Genomic DNA, 19,324 nt, shown 5'->3' with positions numbered 1-19,324 from the left:
CGAATAAGATTATGAAAAAAATATATTTCTATACACTGTTGTTAGGGCTCCTGGCTTTTACGGCTTGCGAAGACGAGAAGTCGCCCGTCATGGAGTTGCAGAAAGCCTCTGCTTTTGAGCCTTTCTCTCAAAGCGACTTTACTTTCAACGATGAAAATGCTGCGGCGGAGTTCCCCGAGATTAAGTGGACGCCGGCGGACTATGGAGTGAAGGCAGTGGTGAACTATGACGTTACGCTGACGAATGACGCGAATGCGAAAACCGTTTTATTAGGTGAAACCGGGGCTACCGTCCTGAAGTTTACCAATGCGCAGATGAACGCTATGATGGCCAAAGTGGGCGCTTATCCGGGACAGACTTATAACTTTACGATTACGCTGACTTCTAAGGCGTATGACTTGACAGCTGATCCGGCTTCGAACTCGATTACTTTCAAGGCTACTCCTTTTGATCCGAATGCGGTTGACTGGAAATTTGCTTATGTGGCCGTGGGTTATCCCGACTGGGACTATATGAATGCTTGCCTCCTGGGCGACCCGGATGGCGACGGGGTGTATCAGGGATATGCCAACTTTGACGCGGACGGCGCTTCGTATGCCATTGTGGACGGAAGTGATCTTACCAAGGTTCTGGCAAAGGACCTGACGGTTGCGAAAAAAGGATTTTACGGAATCAAGGTAGATGCCGGAGGTAAGGTAGAACAGAGCGGGCCCCTTGTATGGGGAGTGGTGGGAGACGCTACTTCCGGTGGTTGGGATAAAGATACGCAAATGGACTATGACGCCACCACCCGCTTATGGACGGTGACTACTTCGTTGCTTGACAAAGAGTTTAAATTCAGGTCGAACAATAGCTGGGATTCCGATAACTACGGAGCGGTATCCGGTAAGGAGTCCGAACTTGAAGGCGAACTGGTGGCAGGACCTAATAATTTTAAGGTGTTGAAAGCCAGTCCATATGTGATCACTATGAATCTGACAAATGCCGGTAAATATTCTTATAGTATGGTAGAAACTACCATTGAATTGTCGAGTGCGGAAATGGCATTGCCGGGAAGCTATCAGGGATGGGACGCTACTAAAGATGATTGTTACAAAGTGCAATCTGCTGCCCGCGACTTTATCTATACCGGAACGCATTATTTTGATGCCAATACCGAATTTAAATTCTGGGATGCTGGTACAGAGATAGGTCTGGAAGGTTCTATCAATTGGGATGGAGATAAGAATGTAGGGACATTTACCCTGAAACCTGAAGGTGGGGATAACATCAAGATTGAAACAGCCGGTTACTATCGGGTAGGTGCCGATATGAAGAAGCTGACAGCCTCGTTGACTAAGACCGGATGGGAAGTGATCGGTGATGCCACGCCCGGCGGATGGGATAAAGGAACCTTGATGAACTATGATCCGGCAACCAAACTCTGGTCGGTGGACGTTGTTCTGGTGGCCGGTGAGATGAAGTTCAGATGGGATGGGGCATGGACTGTCAATCTGGGCGGCACTCTGGGAGCACTGACTCAGGATGGTGACAATATGAAGGTGACAGCCGGAACTTATACCATTGTACTGAATCCGGATGCCAAAACGGCTACCATGACTAAGAAATAATCCTGTATTTTTTACCACAGGTAATTTTCTCACCACAGAGAACACAGGGTAACACAGAGTATTCATGTCGATAATCAGTGACATAAAAATCGACTCTGTGTTACGCTGTACCCTCTGTGGTGAATTTTTATATACCCCTCTCTTCTTTTTATATACAATAATACCTTTTAATCTATGAAATATTTATCTTTTTCGTTTCTGCTCCTCCTGCTTCCGCTGATTGGTTTCGGTTGTTCGTCGGATGAAGAAGAAACCGATTCTCTGATCCTTTCGTCTGATAGTGAAACTTATTTTGAGCAAGGCATTGACTTTCCCGCTACTTCTGGAACACGGACTTTGTCGTTCTCGGCAGGGCGTCCGTGGCGGATCTCGCTGACCGGTGCGGATACACGTACGGCGGCAGACTGGTGTACGGTGACCCCGTCTTCGGGTGGGGCGGGCGACGCTTCCGTCACTGTCAGTACACAGGAAAACACCGGTTATGACAGCCGGAGCGTGAAACTGACCTTGGTGACAGGAGGAATTGAAAAGAGCTTTACCGTTTCACAAAAGCAGAAAGATGCGCTGACACTGACGGCCTCCCACTTCGAAATAGGCAAAGAAGGAGGAAATGTGCAGGTGGAAGTAAAAGCCAATATCGCATTTGAGGTCGAAATCCCGGAAGCGGACCGTAGTTGGATTTCTCTGGTCAATACCCGCGGGTTGGTGTCTGCTAACCTGACTTTTGCGGTGGCTCCCAATCAGGAGCCGGCCGGGCGTGAAGGAGAGATTGTGATCAGGAGCGGCAGCCTTTCGGAAAAGCTCCGGATCACACAGGAGGGGAGCTGTGACGACGGGCTGAGTTTCCGGCCCGGGGCTCCGGATGCCGATCTCTCACTCACCCTGTACTTTAAAGCAACGAAGGATTCTCCGCTTTATGACTATACGGGTGATGTTTATGTACATGCGGGAGTGGTGTCGGAAGGGAGCTGGATGCATGTGCCTGCGGACTGGAATACCAATGTGGACAAGTGCAAAATGAACCGGGTGGCAGATAATATCTGGAGCATTACGCTGGAGCCTTCGATACGCCAATGGTTCGGTTCGGGCGAGACTCCGGTCCGGCAGCTGGGCATCGTCATCCGCAGTGCCGACGGCAGCAAAAAGGGACTGGACGGGGACTCGTTTGTCACTGTTACCGATCGTTTGTACAAACCTTTTGAGCCGGCGGCTGTCAAATATGCCTCCATGCCCGGCGGTTTGCAGGAAGGCATCAATCCGGTGGACCCGTCGACTGTCACACTGGTGCTGTATGATAAAGACAAAAAGGGAGGACATAAGGACTTTGCACATGTCGTGGGCGACTTTAATGACTGGAAACTGAGTAATGAAAGCAACAGCCAGATGAACCGGGATGACGCTGCGGGGTGCTGGTGGATTACGCTGACCGGACTTCAGCCCGCCCGTGAATATGCTTTTCAGTATTATGTAGGTACGAGGGAAGGGGAGACCCTTCGTCTGGCCGATGCTTACAGCCGTAAGATACTCGATCCGGATAATGATAAATACATTTCCTCTTCTACCTATCCCGATGCGAAAGAGTATCCTTCGGGGGCTGTCGGCATTGCTTCTGTGTTCAAGATACGGGAGGATGCTTATGACTGGAAGGTCAAAAACTTCCGGATACCCGATAAAGAGAACCTGATGATCTACGAACTGTTGTTGCGCGACTTCACTGCTACAGGAGACCTGAACGGGGCGATGGAGAAGATAGGGTATCTGAAAAGTCTGGGCTTCAATGCCGTCGAGCTGATGCCAGTGCAGGAGTTCGACGGAAACGACAGTTGGGGATACAATCCTTGTTTCTATTTCGCTCTGGACAAGGCTTACGGTACGGACCGCATGTATAAGGCTTTCATCGATAAATGCCACGAAGCGGGTATGGCTGTCCTTTTTGATGTGGTCTACAACCATGCCAGTGGTTCGCATCCTTTTGCCCGTTTGTATTGGGATACCAAAAACAACCGTACGGCAGCCGATAACCCCTGGTTTAATGTGAAAGAGCCCCATCCTTACGGTGTCTTCCACGATTTCAACCATGAATCGCCCTTGGTGCGTGCATTTGTAAAACGGAATCTGAAGTTCCTGCTGGAAGAGTATCACATCGATGGTTTCCGTTTCGACATGACGAAGGGATTCACGCAGAACAGCAGTACGGAGGCCACCGCCGGAAAATATGATGCTTCGCGTATTGCCATCCTGAAAGATTATAACGGGGCAATTCGTGAAGTGAATCCGCAGGCTGTCGTCATCCTTGAGCATTTCTGTGACGAAAAAGAGGAGAGCGAGTTGGCGGAAGAGGGCATGCAGCTTTGGCGCAACCTGAACAATGCTTATTGCCAGTCGGCAATGGGCTATCAGTCGGACAGTGATTTTACTCCGTTGGTCACTTTCGGAACTACCATGCCCTACGGAGGATGGGTTGGTTTTATGGAAAGCCATGACGAAGAACGGACAGCCTTCAAGCAGATTGCTTACAGCGGGGAGCCTTTAAAATCGGATCTGAATGCCCGTATGAAACAGCTTGCCACGAATGCTTCATTCTTTTTCACGGCACCCGGGCCTAAGATGGTCTGGCAGTTTGGTGAAATGGGATATGATGTATCGATTGAAGAGGGAGGGCGGACCGGTAAGAAACCCCTGCATTGGGAATATCTGGATAATGGAGCCCGGAAAGAATTGTGTGATACGTACGCAAAGCTGTTGAAACTGCGGAGGGAACATACTGAACTCTTTGATCCCGGAGCCACGTTTTCCTGGCTGGTGAAGACGGCCAACTGGACCGGAGGACGTTTTCTCACCCTCGAGGCAGCCAACGGCAAGAAGTTGGTGGTGGTGGGCAATTTCACGGCTAAGCCGATAGAGGCAATCACTACCTTCCCGGCAACGGGAGTCTGGACGGAATATCTGAATGGTACGAAACTCCATGTGACCTCGATGCAGACCGGCCTGACGATACCTGCCCATGGATGTCGCATCTATACTAACTTCTGATTATAAAAAGGGCTACACCCTCTGTTCCGGAAGGTGTAGCCATACACAACAAAGGGTGTAGCCATCCGACCGCTGTGGCTACACCCTTTGAAATATTGGTGACTGGGTTTTACAGCAGGCTGATCTTCGACAGCATCTTCTCTGTCCAGTTCATCTCTTCACCGATCCATCCGGATTCTTCTGATCCGAGCGCGTTCTGCTGTTGGTATTGCATCAGTAGATCCCTGTATTCCTTCAGCTTATCGGCAGCCTTTACCTGTTTGTTCATGCGCATCAGCAGCAGGATCTCCTGTTTGTTGATGTCCAGGTTGCGGGCGGTAGCGAGCTCTTTGGCTTTCTCCAGCAGTTTCAGGCAAGATTCATTGCTTTCGGGAGTGTTTTCCTGTGCCATGCGTGCTTTCACCAGAATTACGTAATCGTGGTCCGAAGCCACCTTGTTGTCTATGTTCTTGCATACAAGCTGTTCGGCCATTTTGTAGCGTTTGTCTCCCTGGTACATGGCTGCGTTGAACGTTACGATATCCGATGTCGCTTTCTGATAAGCATGGCTGTGGATGCTTTCTTTTTCTCCCAGTTTGGCAAGTCGTTCTTTCAGTCGTGCATAGCTGTCATATCGTGTCAGGTTGTTGTAACGGTGCGTTGAACCATAGAAATCTTTTATTTTTGCGATAGCCGAAGATAATGCATCGGGGTTCAATCCTTTGAACGCCAGATAGTCTCTTGCAATCCGGTCGGCCTGTATCTCTTGCTTGCTGTTGTAATCCATTCCCAGGCGGTTTACTGTCCGTACGTTGACCAATGCCGCAATGGTTCCGATGCTGGCGGCCAGTTCAATGGCGCCCACCCGTTCGTCGTATCCGTACATCCAGTTGGTGTCATCGGCTGCCATGGCTACCGTACCGAGCACGTCTGCCCAGAAAGCGGCACGTTTGGCACGGGTTTCGGCACGTGACACGTTGTTCACCTGATGATCGAGGATGAAGTGAACCATTTCGTTGGCAATGACGGCTTCCAGTTCCTCTTCGGAGTCGAGTGTGCACAGTAAACCGGTACTTACCAGCATAGCACCGTTGGGCAACATATAAGCATCCGGTTCGGGCGACTGGATGATGCGTACATTCAGGCGTTCCGGACGTTTGGAATCCACCTCTCCCGGATTGACTTTGGCAAAAATGGCTTGTACGTAATCCTCGATGTAAGCGTCTTTATAACTGATTTCATTTAATTTGTCCAGATAGTCCAGGCACTCCTCGTCCAGCTCTTGCCGCATGTCATAGCGGTATCCTTTCCGGTCGTAGTAATCGTACATGCCTTGGGACAGGTAAATCCCCTGCCAGTACTCAAGAACCGTTTCCGGTTTCAACCGGATGATTTTGTTGGCTTCTTCCTCTCCGATAGGATATTGCAGTCCGTCGATTTCCACTCCGTAAGTGATGCCCACCGCATCGTTGGGCGAAATTCTCATCTTTCGCACTCCGCGTATGACGACCGGAGTCCCTTTTGAGTAGTTTTGATATTTCTCCGTCAATTCGCCTTTCAGCGCGATAGGACCGCTGAGATTATCCCCTTTTCCACTTCTGGCATACAGGATGCACGATGTCAGAACAAGCACAAACAGAATAGCAAGTCGTTTCATAGTCGTATCTTTTTTAGTAAATTTATTATTTAGATGTTACGAAGATACAAAAGAAGTTTCCTCCGGCATAGATTTTTCTCCTATTGTGCCATAGGGTTTTCCCTATAAAAGCATATACTGCTTCTGGAAAGCTGTTTTTACTTTGATACTTCTGTAGGTGAGGGATTTGGGAGAATAATTTCCATGATCTCTTTCTCCATGCCGGAGTGGCGTATGGCAGATCCTTTCCGGTATTTTTCTATTCGCCCATTGGCTACTGTCAAGATAAAACAGGGGATGGATTTTATTCCGTATGTTTTGGGGAGCAGTTTCTTTTGCAGAGTGGCTTTAGGGCAAAAAATAAGCTGCCTCAATATTGGGGCAGCTTATTTTTTATCAATCGGATGATCCGACCTATTATTTCTTACGGTTACCGTAACGGCTCATGAACTTGTCAACACGTCCGGCTGTATCTACCAATGTAGATTTACCTGTATAGAACGGGTGAGAAGTGTTAGAGATTTCGATTTTCAGTAACGGATAAGTTTCACCTTCGAATTCGATGGTCTCTTTTGTAGCTACAGTTGATTTAGACAAAAACATATCACCGTTTGACATATCTTTGAATACTACCGGACGGTATGATTCAGGATGAAGACCTTTTTTCATTTTAATATTCGTTTTTTAAATTATTATATCGTTTTACTATTTGGTAAGAATAGTGTAATGGTCATTTTTCAGGTCGCAAAGATAATGCTTTTTTGTTTCTTAGGAAAAAAGTTTTGGAAAAAAAGTCGTATTCTCGCTTTTTTTTAAGACTTTTGCAGGGGTGATGGGTTAAGTTTTGTTGGTTTTAAACCTAAAAAAGGACTTTAAACAGGCAAGAAATGAATCACATTCACCACAGAGATTACACGGATTAGCACAAATTCTTCAATTTTCAATGAAATAGATCTTTAATCTGTGCTAATCCGTGTAATCTGTGGTGAACTCAAAAATAAATATATGAAGAAACTAATTATTGTATTCAACTTTTTATTGTTGCTGGCGGTCGGTGGCCGGGCACAGGATCATGCGGACGGACTGTACAGCGTAGCTTTTTACAATCTTGAGAATCTGTTTGATACCATTCATGATACGGGAAAAAACGATTATGAATATCTTCCGGATGCGGCAAAGGGGTGGAACTCGGAGAAATATCGTTCGAAACTGAAAAATCTGTCCAAGGTGCTGGGCGAACTTTCGCGTGATAAAGTACCGGCAGGACCTGCTGCAATCGGTGTGGCGGAGGTAGAGAACCGACGTGTTCTCGAAGATCTGATTCGTCAACCCGAACTGGCTGCCGGAGGTTATCGTTACATACACTATGAAGGACCTGATAAACGGGGCATCGACTGCGCTTTGCTGTATGATCCCAAACAATTCACTCCCCATGCGACGGCATTGGTGCTTTCCACTCCTTTCGAGGGAGATACCATCCACAAAACCCGTGGATTCCTGATTGTAGGTGGTGAGCTGGCGGGTGATAAAGTCTGCCTGATAGTCAACCACTGGCCCTCTCGGGGAGCGGCGGAACCGGTACGCATGCACGCCGCTATGCAGGTGAAGGCGTTGAAGGACTCGCTGATGCATTCGGATCCGGACTTGAAATTGATCATCATGGGCGACCTCAACGATGATCCGATGGATTTGAGCCTTGCCGTGCTGGGGGCAAAGAAACACATCGAGGATATGACTGAAGATGACCTTTATAATCCTTGGTGGGTGACGCTGGAAGATAAGGGAGTAGGCACTTTGCTCTATCGCGGCAAATGGAACCTGTTCGATCAGATTATTCTTTCACCCAGTTTGCTTCAAGCGACAAAAGGATTGAAATATGATCACAATGAAGTTTTCATGCGCGAATATCTGTTTCAGCAGGATGGCAAATATAAAGGTTCACCCTTGCGTACGTATGGCGGTAAAGTGTGGTTGGATGGTTACAGCGATCATTTACCCACCATTATATATATGAAGAAACAATAACAAACCTTTATTTGCTACGTAGACATTACAAACAGCTCTTAAAGGATGGGAAATTATTTGAAATAGAATTGAATTGCGCTCCTCAAACGGATATTTCCGCCTGAGGGCTTCTCTATTCAAAGGATTATTCTTACTTTTGCATAGAATTTTTAATTCACTAACAATAAACTTTTAAACAAAATGGTTAATTACAAAGATTTAGGTCTGGTAAACACTAGAGATATGTTTGCTAAGGCTATCAAGGGTGGATATGCAATCCCTGCATTCAACTTCAACAATATGGAACAGATGCAGGCTATCATCAAGGCTGCTGTAGAAACTAAGTCTCCGGTTATTTTGCAGGTATCAAAAGGTGCTCGTCAGTATGCTAACGCTACATTGTTGCGTTACATGGCTCAGGGTGCTGTAGAATATGCAAAAGAACTCGGCTGCAAAAATCCTGAAATCGTTTTGCACCTCGACCACGGAGATACTTTCGAAACTTGTAAAAGCTGTATCGACTCAGGCTTCTCTTCTGTAATGATCGACGGTTCTCACCTTCCTTACGACGAAAACGTTGCCCTGACTAAGAAAGTTGTTGAATACGCTCACCAGTTCGATGTAACCGTAGAAGGTGAACTTGGCGTATTGGCAGGTGTAGAAGACGAAGTTTCTTCTGACCACCACACATATACTGAACCGGATGAAGTAGTCGATTTCGTTACTAAAACAGGTTGCGATTCATTGGCTATCTCTATCGGTACTTCTCACGGTGCTTACAAATTTACTCCGGAACAGTGCCACATTGATCCGAAGACCGGCCGTATGGTTCCTCCTCCGTTGGCATTCGACGTATTGGACGGTGTAATGAAAGAACTTCCGGGATTCCCTATCGTTCTTCATGGATCATCTTCAGTTCCTGAAGAAGAAGTTGCAACTATCAACCAATTTGGTGGTGCGCTGAAAGCTGCTATCGGTATTCCTGAAGAAGAACTGCGTAAAGCCGCTAAGTCTGCTGTTTGCAAAATCAATATTGACTCAGACTCTCGTTTGGCTATGACTGCTGCTATCCGTAAGGTATTCGCAGAAAAGCCGGCAGAGTTTGACCCGCGTAAATATCTGGGACCGGCTCGCGACAATATGGAAAAACTCTACAAGCACAAAATTATCAATGTGCTGGGTTCTGACAACAAGTTGGCTGAATAAATTCCAAATCTGGTATTTAAAAGTTTTACTTGATTTAATTTATATTTTAAGAAGCCACTCAAGCAATTGGGTGGCTTTTTTGTATCCCTTCTCATTATACCATATCATCACCCGTCTTCACTACAGCTACCTTCAGCGTTTTATGGAAAGGAATGAACGCTGCGATGATAGCAATCGCCAGTGCCAGTATCAGTACATAGCCGATCAATGTTTTCAGGGCAAGCAACAGGGATTGTTGCTGTAAAGTGGAATAGAGGCTGTTGGCTGCCAATTGCGCGGCTTCTCCGAATTCATGTCCTTGTGTCAGGGCATTGCTTAATGCCTGATTGTATTTCTGCTCGGCCAGCGGATTGGTCAGCGTCATGTTTTCCGAAAGAATGTTCATTCCTTTCGCCTGCAGATAGTAGAGCATGTTGTTAAAGAACGAAGCGGACAGAACCGGGGCCAATACCGAACGGAATGAAATCAGAAAGAAGGCATTAGACAACGTTAGGCGTGGGTCTAAATCCTCGACAACAAACACACCGAACGCAATGAATATGACCATCATCCCTACTCCCCGGAACAGGATGGGGAGATAGAGCATTTCGTAAGTCCCGTAAGGGGTGATACCAAAGTAGAGGATAGCCAGATAGATGACGTAACAAAACATACCTCCTGAGATGAGGAAGCGAAACCGCCATCGTTGCCATCGAAACCACCAGAAACAAATAATCGCTCCCAGAACATAACCGGGCAACAACCATAGACTGAGCGAATTAGCATGAATGCTGTCTACTCGGATAATGCTGTTCATGTAGTTGGTTACCAGTGAACTGGTGGATGTCAGAAACATGGCGAGCACCATGAAGCCGTATCCGATAATGGATTTATGCAGGGAGAGTGGTTTCAGACTGACGAAAGGCTTCGGCTGTGTCCGTTGCCGGTAGATGAAAAGAGCTATCAGGAGAGGGATGATCAATGCGTATACTCTTATTTTAGGGGATGCGAACCAGTCGAGTGTTTTGCCATAAGTGAAGGTATAGAGTGTCAGCAGATAGGCAGAGGCAATGATAAACATGCTCTTTCCGTCTATCTCCTTGAACGGGATGTAAACAGGACGTTGTGCGTAACGGAAAAAACAGATTACAAACAGAATGGCGATCAGCAGGAGGATGGTGACGAAATAGTACATGTGCTGCCATTGATAATGATAGGCCAATTGTGCCGTGATAGCCATTGACAACTGTCCTCCGGAGAAGACAATGGGATAGAAGTAGGCGTAAAATTCACTTCGTATGTTTTTGGGACTGAAGAGCGGGCGGATCAGGATGATGAACTCCAACATGACAAAAGCTTTAAGAAAGCCCATGCAGAAACTACATACCATGATGACATCCATACTACCTGTTTTGGCACATATCAGGCTGAAGAATATCTGTAGCAACAGATCGGTAAGCAGTAAGGTTTTCGGAGTGGCTATAGCACGTATTTTGGGTACAATAGGATAGGCCACAGCCATCCCTACAGAAGCTGAATAGTAAGCCATCGTAATATCTTCGCTCAGTATACCCAACGTATTTGATACTTCGACCATACTGCCTGTATAGGCACCGTTGAGGAGGGTAATGGGAAAAATGGCAATAAACATGGTTATGATGCCCAACCATTGAGGCACCCAGGGGCGGGTAGGCAGATTGAGCTTCACCATAAGCCTACGGGCGGACCGCCTCTGTTTCTACCATCATCCCGGCACGGAGGCATTCCATTTCTTCGGCTGAAGCATCATCAAGGTCGATGCGAACCGGAATGCGTTGCTGCACTTTGACGAAGTTCCCGGCCGAATTGTCAGTCGGTACCAAAGAGTACTTCGATCCGGTGGCTTCGGAGATGGCCGTGACGGTTCCATGAAAAGTCCGGCCGCTGAAAGCATCTACTTTAATGCGAACCTTTTGTCCGATGTAGATGTGGGCTATCTGAGTCTCTTTATAGTTGGCAGTTACCCATTTATCATTGCTTCGTACCAGATACGAGAGAGTCTGTCCCCCTTGTACAAACTGTCCCGGTTCAAGGGTGCGCCGTCCCATGTATCCGTCATAAGGTGCGGTGACGACGGTATATGACAGGTTCAGTTTAGCCATATCCACTTCGGCCTCTTTACGGAGGATATTGGCTTCGGCACTGGTACTGCGTTTACTGGTTTCAGAGTACTGCGATTGGGCGGCTTCTTTCTGGCGCAGGAGGGCATTGTAACGTGCCCGGGTCGCTTCAAAATTTGCTTTTGCCAGTTCGTAGTCCTGTTGGCTGATGGCCTGTTTTTTCAGGAGCCGGGTGTATCGGTTCAGTTCGGCTTCCTGCTGTGAAAGCCGTGCTTGGGTTTCGGCTATGTTGGCGTCCTGTACGGCAATGTTCACCCCTGAGGTCCGGATGCCGGAGTTCAAAACCTCTCTAGAGCCTAAGGCATCCATCAAAGCGGCTTCCGCATCTTTGAGTCGGATCCGGTATTCACGGTCATCCAGAATCAGGAGCGTGTCGCCGGCATGTACATACTGGTGCTCGGTGAAACGTACTTCTTTGATATATCCCGGTATCCGGATGTTGAGCGGAGCGATGTATTGGTCCACTACGGCATCATTGGTTATTTCGTAGCGGGCATATTTCCAGAAATAGTTTACTGTCCACGAGATACCTGCCAGTGCTAATAATATGCATACCGTGTTGAGAAAGATGTTTCTGTGCTTCAGCTTTCTTAATTCTTTTTGTTTCGCTTGATGGGTGGACATGGCCTGAGTTGATTTTAGATTTCGTTGAGAACTTCGTACAGTCTTTTTAAATCTTCGGTACATTCGTTTATCCGGCTGACCTCCATCTCTATTCCCGTTTGGGTATAGATATCGTTGATCAGCGGTTTCACTGTAAGGGCAAGTTCCTCGCCCTGTGCTGTAAGAAAAATCAGCCGGTTTCTCCGGTCGGATGAATCTTCTTTCCGTATCACCCAATTCTTTTTCTCCAGGTTATTGATCAGGTTAGTCAGGCAAGCTTTGTCTTTTGCCGTTTTCTCTGCCAGAGACTGCTGGCTGATGCCTTGTTCGTTCCACAGGCAATTCATTACTTGCAGCATTTCGAAGGTCATATCTACGTTGTGCCGTTTGAGCACCCGTTGAAGGGTTTGACGGAAAGCCATCCGGGTTCGCAGGATTTGTAGAATAAGCTCGCGTGCCGATTCGTTGTTTGTCATCGTTGTATTCTTTTAGTCGGTGCAAAGGTAGCGATATTCTTCGATAATAGTCAAATGTTTGACTATTATTATTCGTGACAAAATTCACCACGGAGTAACACGGAGTAATACAGAGGTGATTTAAGTTGTTGATTATTAGTGTAAATACTCTGTGCTACTCTGTGTTACTCCGTGGTAAAAAGACTTTTGACACCCCGAGCCTGCTTTGGGGTGAACGGGGCTAAAGCTCTATTACCATTGACTGGCGTGGAGCCATTGTCAGTTCCTCGTTCAGCATTATCATTTTTCCGCTAATGACGTCTTTGCCTTGAGTTTTATCTTTCAGTACTTCAGCGTAATATTTCAGAGGGAGTTTCACCTCCTTATCCGTACCGTTCAACAGGACAAATACTGTTTTTCCGTTATATTCGCGTGCATAGGCATATACACCGTGCTGAACCATGAACTGTTTCATGCTGCCTTTGGCAATCACATCGTTGCCTTTGCGCCAGTTCAGCAGATTGCGGTAGAAGTTATAGCTTTCGTTCTGTAGTTTGGTACGTCCCTCCGGAGTAAGAGCGTTTTCTTTATCATTGGCCCATCCGCCGGGGAAATCTTTTCTGACATAACCGTCGCTTTTGCTCTTTACTCCGTTCATCATGACTTCGGTTCCGTAATAGAGCTGCGGAATGCGCCGGGTGGTCAGCAAAAGGGTAGAGGCCTGTTTCAGCATGTCGAGATTTTCACCTTCACCCAGAAAGCGGTCGGTATCGTGATTCTCTATGAAAGCCAGCACGGATGCGGGATCGGGATACAGATAATCGTATACAAAGTTGTTGTATACCCGATCCAGACCTTTGAACCAGGTGTCGGTCTCTTCATTCTTGGCTGTGTTGATTTTGTCGAAGAAACTGAAGTCCATCACAGTTTTCAGGTTACTGTTGCGTGGGGCGGAGAGTTTGGAATCTTTTTGCCACCAGGCTGTGTAGGCAGGTTCGGTTACCCAGGTTTCACCTACCGTGTTATAGTTGGGATATTCTTCATTCACTTCCTTCATCCAGTTGCTCATGGCATCGTAGTCGGCATACGGGTAAGTATCCATCCGGATGCCGTCGATATCGGCATATTCAATCCACCACAAACTGTTTTGCAGGAGATATTTGTATACGTGAGGGTTCTTCTGGTTCAAGTCGGGCATGGCTTCCACAAACCAACCGTCATTCATCTGGTCGAAGTCATACTGTGAGGCGTACGGATCTACGTGAGGAGTCAGTTTGTAAGATGTCTGTACGAAGTTGTCTTTAAAATCGGAGTGGTTGAACCAGTCCTTCGAAGGCATATCCTTGATCCAGGGGTGTTCTACTCCGCAATGGTTGAAGATCATATCCATTACGACTTTAATGCCCCGGTTGTGAGCTTTGTCTATCAGCGAGCGATATTCTTCGTTGGTACCGAAACGTGGGTCTACCTTGTAATAATCGGTCGTGGCATAGCCGTGGTACGAACCGCCTTTCATATTATTCTCAAGTACCGGGGTGAACCAGAGTGCGGTCACTCCCAGGTCGGTAAAGTAGTCCAGGTTTTGTTCAATACCGGCGAGGTCACCGCCGTGGCGGGCGTTCGGGTCATTGCGGTCTACTTTATATTCTGCCATGCCTTCTATCTGGTCGTTGTCCGGGTTTCCATTGGCAAAGCGATCCGGCATTAACAGATATAGGGCATCCGATGCGTCAAAGCCTTTGTGGTCGGCTCCTGCTTTGCTACGTGCTCTCAATTCGTAATCCTTAACCAGCTTTTTCTTTCCGAGAGTGAATGTAATAGGCATTTTCCCCGGTTTAACATCTTTATCGAGATGAAGATAGACAAGCAGATAATTGTTGCTTTCCAGCTTCACGACGCTGCTGAGTGATACTCCGGGATAGTTTACTGATACGGATGCCTGGCCGATGCCTTCGCCGTATACCATTAACTGGAGTTCCGGATTGTTCATGCCGGTGAACCAGAAGGGCGGATCGATTTTTGATACATTCATGGCTGCATAAGTACTTAATGAAAGTAAGAGAGAACCTAAGAAGAACAATAATTTTTTCATGATATTAGCTCGTTATTATTTAGATGCTGCTAATATAGGATAAATCATCGGATTGATTCCTGTTTTCTTCCTTACTGTCCGCCATCTATTTATGCAAACGTTTTCATAGGAGATGCTTAAGCCTGAATCGGGCATTTGTAATGTGCACAAAAGCCACTTTGGATAGCTACTTTTCTCCTTTGAAGAATTTTTCCTTTCGGATACTTTCCAGTTTATTGGCGGCACTTTTATAATAGTCTATGCGAGGTGCGGGCTCCTCTTCTTCGACATCGCTATCTTGTTGCAGCTCTATTGCCTTCTGTTGGGACTTTGTTCGTAAAAAAGCTTGCAAGTAGCGCTCTGTGGCTTTTGTATCTTTGAGTTTATCGGATAGAAAGGCCATGTTATAAAGCAATATATGCCTGTCGGGGGCATACTTATATTGTTCTTTGATTGCTTTTATCTGCTCGCGGGTCTGTTTGGCCTCTTTATAACAATCCGCAAGTCCGAAATAGAGACGTTCCATTATACTGTCGGTGGGGATAGTCTGGTCGATGGCCTGATTCAGATACTCAATCCCATCTTGTTTCCACAAAGTCTTGGAGCAGGAGCGTCCCAAGTAGTAGAGCAGGTTGGCGCTGGGGGACTGGCGGGATTTTGCTTTAAGCAGCCAATCGCGTGCTTTAAAGTATTCTTTCGTGGCATAATAGCTGACCCCCAGATAATAACATGTCAGCAGGGTACTGTCTCCCTGGCTTGTCAGATCTTGATAACGTTTGATTGCCATGGGGTAGTCTTTGTGCAGACAATAAGCCAGGGCGTTCTGTCGGTTTACCTCTACATTGGTACTATCCATTTGACGATATCCTTCTGTCAGGGCGATTGCCCCTTCATAATCCTGCATTGTATTGAGTATGCTGCCCAATCTGGCAACAGACAGATAGTCGGAAGGATATTTTCTGATGATGGAAACGTAACATAACATGCTTTCTATCGGCATGTTAAGTCCTTCCATACTTTCTGCCATTAATCGTAATACGGTAGCGGAACTGTCTTTCTTGGCCAATGTGACGCTTTCATGCAGTGCATCTCCATATCGCTGCTGGTTGTATAGTAGACGGGTGTATTGCAGGTGCGCGTAAGTATGTTCCGGATTTAACTTCAAAACTTTCCGATAGTATTCCAAGGCCTCGTTGTACTTGCTCAGTTGCCTGCAACATTCAGCGGCTTCTATCAATGCCTGCTGATTTTCGGGTAATTCGGAAATGATATGTTGTAAAGTGGACAAGGCTTCGGCAGTGTGTCCCAATCCCTTTAAAGCCTTGGCTTTTTGTAATAATAATTGCGATGAAGCAGTTTCTCCATCGATCAGTCTGATGGCCGTTTTGTAGTCATAGTTTGCCATTGCTTCCTGGATAGAAGTTACGTTCTGAGCGGACAATGCTGCATTGAAGCCCAGACAGAGGAGGATCAGGAGGTATTTCATATTAAATATAGGTTTTGTTATTTCGGGCTTTGTTCCGGTATTCCCTCGTTGAAGAATTTTTCTTTCTGTAAGTCCTTCAGCCACTTATCGGCAGCGTTGTAGTAGTTTTCAAGTCCCAGAACGAGTTCTCCTTTTTCGGCGGTGGCTTCCTCCTTTTTGGCATCTTTGTTCCGGGTCTTTAAGAAGGCCTGCAAATAACGTTCGGTTGATTTGTGGTCTTTTAGCTGATATGAATAATTCCAGGCGATGTCATAAAGTAGTTTATGGTTCGTCTTATCATATTTATACAGCTCTTTGAGGGCCTGAATTTGTTTGGGTGTGTCTCTTGCCAGTTTACAGCAATCGACCAAGCCTCTGTAAAGACGGATCATGGTACTGTCTTTGGGGATGGTAAGTTCGATGGCTTTCTCCAGATGTTCTATGCCTTCCTTTTTCCAGGAAGTCTTGGCGCAACATCGTCCCAGATAATAGAGCAAGTTCGGATCTTCTTCCATATCTTTGTACAGTTTGCTGAAGCATGCGTGTGCTTCATAATAATATTCATCTGCGTAATAGCTGATTCCCAGATAGTATAAAGTTTGTGTACTGCTGTCTCCCTGCTGGCATAGATTTTCGTAACGCTTGATGGCCATCGGGTATTGTTGGGCACGACAATAGGCAAGTGCGTTTTGCTGGTTTACGATCAGGTTGGTTGAATCCCGTTCTCTGTAGCGTTCGGTCGCTTTGATCGCGTATTCGGGATATCCTGCCGCTATGTTCAGATTTCCCAGTTTGGCCGCTGCTAAATAGTCGTCCGGGTATTTGTCCTGAATGATTTCATAACAGCCGATGGCAGGCAGTATTTGTTGCATTCCTTCAAGGCTCTGTGCCTGTAGGTGGAGTACCACGGCCGAACTGTCCGTTTCGGACATCATTGAGCTCTCTCCAAAAGCTTCGGCATAATTTTTCGTATTGCAAAGCAAGTTGATAAATTGCAAGCGGGCATACTTGTTCTTGGGATTCAAGGTGATGGTTTTCCGGTAATAGTCCAATGCATCGTTATATTTAGCCATTGCTTTGCAACATTCCGCGGCTTCGATGTGTGCCTGTTGGTTGGTAGAATCTGCCGTAATTACTTGGCGGATGACACGGAGAGCCTCGGCGTTGTTGCCGATTCCTTTCAGGGCTTTGGCTTGCTGCATCAATAGCGGGATGGTAGGCTTCTCTTTGTTGATCAGTTCAATGGCAGTCTCGTAATCATAGTTTGCCATTGCTTCCTGAATTTTGTTTTGATTCGTGTTCTGTGCCGTTAGTATGGAGCTAAGACACAAGCAAAAAATAAAGATGAGTGGTTTCATAGCTTTTGTTTTCATAGGGCGTATGTTTTATTGCCTGCAAGTTAGTAAAAATATTGTTTCTACGAAGGATTCGTAATCTCTTTTAGATAGATTAACGTAAAATGCAAGGCGCCTCTCTTTTTGCAAAGAGAGACGCCCCGATTCTATTTTATGAAAAAGCTTTTAAACTACATAAGGAATCCGAGCAGGATACCGGCAGCTACGGCTGAACCGATTACTCCCGCCACGTTCGGACCCATAGCGTGCATCAGCAGATAGTTAGTCGGATCGTATTCCAAACCGACCACTTGTGAGATGCGCGCCGAGTCGGGTACGGCAGATACACCTGCATTACCGATCAGCGGATTGATCTTATTGCCTTTCTTCAGGAAGAGATTGAAGAACTTCACAAACAAGACACCCGAGGTAGTGGCAATGATGAAAGAGAATGCACCGAGGATGAAGATCAGGATAGAATCCCAGGTGAGGAATTGTGAGGCTTGGGTAGAAGCTCCCACAGTCAGTCCCAACAGGATAGTGATGACATCGATCAACGGACCGCTGGCAGTATTTGCCAAGCGACGGGTTACACCGCTTTCTTTCAATAAATTACCAAAGAATAGCATACCCAGCAAAGGCAGACCCGACGGAACCAGGAAGCAAGTGAGCAACAGACCCACGATGGGGAAAATCACTTTTTCGGTATGCGATACGATTCTTGGTGGTTTCATGCGGATCAGGCGTTCGTGTTTAGTGGTCAGCGCACGCATGATGGGCGGTTGTATCACCGGTACCAGTGCCATGTAAGAATAGGCTGATACGGCGATGGCACCCATCAGGTTCGGAGCCAGTTTGGACGAAAGGAAGATCGCCGTCGGTCCGTCAGCACCACCGATGATACCGATGGCACCGGCTTGGTTAGGCTCAAATCCGATGAGGAGGGCAATGATGTAAGCGCCGAAGATACCGAACTGTGCGGCAGCTCCGATCAGCATCAGTTTGGGGTTGGAGATCAGTGCCGAGAAGTCCGTCATGGCCCCGATGCCTAAGAAAATAAGCGGCGGATACCAACCGGAGGTTACACCTTGATAAAGGATGTTCAGTACCGAACCTTCTTCGTAAATACCCACTTTTAATCCGGCTTCCATATTGAATGGAATATTACCGATCAGAATACCGAAGCCAATGGGGATCAGCAGCATCGGTTCAAATTCTTTGGCTACGGCAAGGTAGATAAAGAAAAGACCGATTAGCAACATGAAAAGATGTCCGGGTGTCGCGTTTGCGAAACCGGTGTATCCCCAGAAGTCAACAAGGTTATTCCCTAAGAATGATACGAAATCTCCCATAATTATTCAATGATTACGAGGTCTGTACCTTCAAGTACAGAATCTCCTTTATTAACTTTAATTTCTGCTACTTTTCCATCTTTATTGGCATTGATGTTATTTTCCATCTTCATAGCCTCAAGGATGATGATAGTCTGGCCTTTCTTGACAGTGTCTCCTGCTTTCACCTTAATGTCGAGGATGACACCCGGCAGCGGAGATTTCACGCCGTCTCTCTTGGAAGTTGTCGGCTGTTTGGTCACTACCGGAGCTCCCGATTCGGTTTTCGGAGCGGCTGCCGGACGGGTAACCGGTTTCGGAGCAGCTTTGACGGGAGTATCCAACTCTACTTTGTAAGAGGTTCCGTTTACTTCAACATTGGCTATGTTATCTTCTACATCGTTCACTGTAACGTTGTAAAGGTTGCCGTTGATTTTATATTTATATTGTTTCATTGCT

General features: G+C 46.7%; 14 protein-coding genes. 4 read left to right on the top strand and 10 right to left on the bottom strand.

Annotation, left to right across the window (positions count from 1 at the left end):
- Window positions 1-11: 11 nt before the first annotated feature.
- Entirely contained in the window at window positions 12-1,610 is a 1,599-nt protein-coding gene (locus tag FDF36_RS06575) for a SusE domain-containing protein (RefSeq protein ID WP_220390781.1), read from the top strand.
- A 174-nt stretch (window positions 1,611-1,784) separates the two neighbouring features.
- Window positions 1,785-4,643, top strand: coding sequence for an alpha-amylase family glycosyl hydrolase (locus FDF36_RS06570; RefSeq protein ID WP_220390780.1), 2,859 nt, complete (start codon window positions 1,785-1,787; stop codon window positions 4,641-4,643).
- Window positions 4,644-4,752: 109 nt separating this feature from the next.
- Here the strand turns inward: FDF36_RS06570 and FDF36_RS06565 are convergent, their stop codons facing one another.
- Entirely contained in the window at window positions 4,753-6,279 is a 1,527-nt protein-coding gene (locus tag FDF36_RS06565; protein WP_193683429.1) for a M48 family metallopeptidase, read from the bottom strand.
- A 396-nt stretch (window positions 6,280-6,675) separates the two neighbouring features.
- Window positions 6,676-6,927 (bottom strand): type B 50S ribosomal protein L31, encoded by a 252-nt coding sequence (locus FDF36_RS06560; protein ID WP_005789565.1) that lies wholly within the window; start codon window positions 6,925-6,927, stop codon window positions 6,676-6,678.
- A 336-nt stretch (window positions 6,928-7,263) separates the two neighbouring features.
- Here FDF36_RS06560 and FDF36_RS06555 point away from each other — a divergent pair, with 336 nt between their 5' ends.
- Window positions 7,264-8,283 (top strand): endonuclease/exonuclease/phosphatase family protein, encoded by a 1,020-nt coding sequence (locus FDF36_RS06555; RefSeq protein ID WP_220390779.1) that lies wholly within the window; start codon window positions 7,264-7,266, stop codon window positions 8,281-8,283.
- Between the two features lie 180 nt (window positions 8,284-8,463).
- The gene (locus FDF36_RS06550) at window positions 8,464-9,468 is read left to right on the top strand and encodes a class II fructose-bisphosphate aldolase (protein ID WP_005798895.1); all 1,005 of its coding nucleotides are present in this window, start codon (window positions 8,464-8,466) and stop codon (window positions 9,466-9,468) included.
- Window positions 9,469-9,562: 94 nt separating this feature from the next.
- On the opposite strand, the gene FDF36_RS06545 is transcribed toward FDF36_RS06550, so the two are convergent.
- The 8 genes from FDF36_RS06545 to FDF36_RS06510 form a co-directional block, all read right to left on the bottom strand.
- Window positions 9,563-11,158 (bottom strand): MFS transporter, encoded by a 1,596-nt coding sequence (locus FDF36_RS06545; RefSeq protein ID WP_220390778.1) that lies wholly within the window; start codon window positions 11,156-11,158, stop codon window positions 9,563-9,565.
- 4 nt (window positions 11,159-11,162) lie between these two features.
- Window positions 11,163-12,230, bottom strand: a complete 1,068-nt coding sequence (locus FDF36_RS06540) for an HlyD family secretion protein (protein ID WP_220390777.1) — start codon at window positions 12,228-12,230, stop codon at window positions 11,163-11,165.
- Window positions 12,231-12,244: 14 nt separating this feature from the next.
- On the bottom strand, window positions 12,245-12,685 hold the full coding sequence (locus tag FDF36_RS06535) for a MarR family winged helix-turn-helix transcriptional regulator (protein WP_005780636.1): 441 nt from the start codon (window positions 12,683-12,685) through the stop codon (window positions 12,245-12,247).
- Window positions 12,686-12,905: 220 nt separating this feature from the next.
- A complete protein-coding gene (locus FDF36_RS06530; protein ID WP_220390776.1) occupies window positions 12,906-14,756 on the bottom strand; it encodes a glycoside hydrolase family 13 protein in 1,851 nt (616 codons plus the stop codon).
- Window positions 14,757-14,922: 166 nt separating this feature from the next.
- The gene (locus tag FDF36_RS06525) at window positions 14,923-16,221 is read right to left on the bottom strand and encodes a tetratricopeptide repeat protein (RefSeq protein WP_220390775.1); all 1,299 of its coding nucleotides are present in this window, start codon (window positions 16,219-16,221) and stop codon (window positions 14,923-14,925) included.
- A gap of 17 nt (window positions 16,222-16,238) precedes the next feature.
- A complete protein-coding gene (locus FDF36_RS06520) occupies window positions 16,239-17,573 on the bottom strand; it encodes a tetratricopeptide repeat protein (protein ID WP_220390774.1) in 1,335 nt (444 codons plus the stop codon).
- Between the two features lie 152 nt (window positions 17,574-17,725).
- Window positions 17,726-18,886: a sodium ion-translocating decarboxylase subunit beta gene (locus tag FDF36_RS06515; protein WP_005780630.1), complete on the bottom strand. Its 1,161-nt coding sequence runs from the start codon at window positions 18,884-18,886 to the stop codon at window positions 17,726-17,728.
- 2 nt (window positions 18,887-18,888) lie between these two features.
- Window positions 18,889-19,320 carry a biotin/lipoyl-containing protein gene (locus tag FDF36_RS06510; protein WP_220390773.1) on the bottom strand — a complete coding sequence of 144 codons (432 nt, stop codon included), beginning with the start codon at window positions 19,318-19,320 and terminating at the stop codon, window positions 18,889-18,891.
- Between the last annotated feature and the right edge of the window lie 4 nt (window positions 19,321-19,324).

Origin of the sequence: Bacteroides fragilis, from assembly GCF_019583405.1 — a bacterium.
Taxonomy (GTDB): domain Bacteria; phylum Bacteroidota; class Bacteroidia; order Bacteroidales; family Bacteroidaceae; genus Bacteroides; species Bacteroides fragilis_B.
Note: the sequence above shows the minus strand (reverse complement) of the source record. Positions and strands in the feature narration are given on the sequence as shown.

Coding starts and splice junctions, on each gene's coding strand:
- FDF36_RS06575 (WP_220390781.1), top strand. CDS start 12: ATGAAAAAAATATATTTCTATACACTGTTGTTAGGGCTCCTGGCTTTT.
- FDF36_RS06570 (WP_220390780.1), top strand. CDS start 1,785: ATGAAATATTTATCTTTTTCGTTTCTGCTCCTCCTGCTTCCGCTGATT.
- FDF36_RS06565 (WP_193683429.1), bottom strand. CDS start 6,279: ATGAAACGACTTGCTATTCTGTTTGTGCTTGTTCTGACATCGTGCATC.
- FDF36_RS06560 (WP_005789565.1), bottom strand. CDS start 6,927: ATGAAAAAAGGTCTTCATCCTGAATCATACCGTCCGGTAGTATTCAAA.
- FDF36_RS06555 (WP_220390779.1), top strand. CDS start 7,264: ATGAAGAAACTAATTATTGTATTCAACTTTTTATTGTTGCTGGCGGTC.
- FDF36_RS06550 (WP_005798895.1), top strand. CDS start 8,464: ATGGTTAATTACAAAGATTTAGGTCTGGTAAACACTAGAGATATGTTT.
- FDF36_RS06545 (WP_220390778.1), bottom strand. CDS start 11,158: ATGGTGAAGCTCAATCTGCCTACCCGCCCCTGGGTGCCTCAATGGTTG.
- FDF36_RS06540 (WP_220390777.1), bottom strand. CDS start 12,230: ATGTCCACCCATCAAGCGAAACAAAAAGAATTAAGAAAGCTGAAGCAC.
- FDF36_RS06535 (WP_005780636.1), bottom strand. CDS start 12,685: ATGACAAACAACGAATCGGCACGCGAGCTTATTCTACAAATCCTGCGA.
- FDF36_RS06530 (WP_220390776.1), bottom strand. CDS start 14,756: ATGAAAAAATTATTGTTCTTCTTAGGTTCTCTCTTACTTTCATTAAGT.
- FDF36_RS06525 (WP_220390775.1), bottom strand. CDS start 16,221: ATGAAATACCTCCTGATCCTCCTCTGTCTGGGCTTCAATGCAGCATTG.
- FDF36_RS06520 (WP_220390774.1), bottom strand. CDS start 17,573: ATGAAAACAAAAGCTATGAAACCACTCATCTTTATTTTTTGCTTGTGT.
- FDF36_RS06515 (WP_005780630.1), bottom strand. CDS start 18,886: ATGGGAGATTTCGTATCATTCTTAGGGAATAACCTTGTTGACTTCTGG.
- FDF36_RS06510 (WP_220390773.1), bottom strand. CDS start 19,320: ATGAAACAATATAAATATAAAATCAACGGCAACCTTTACAACGTTACA.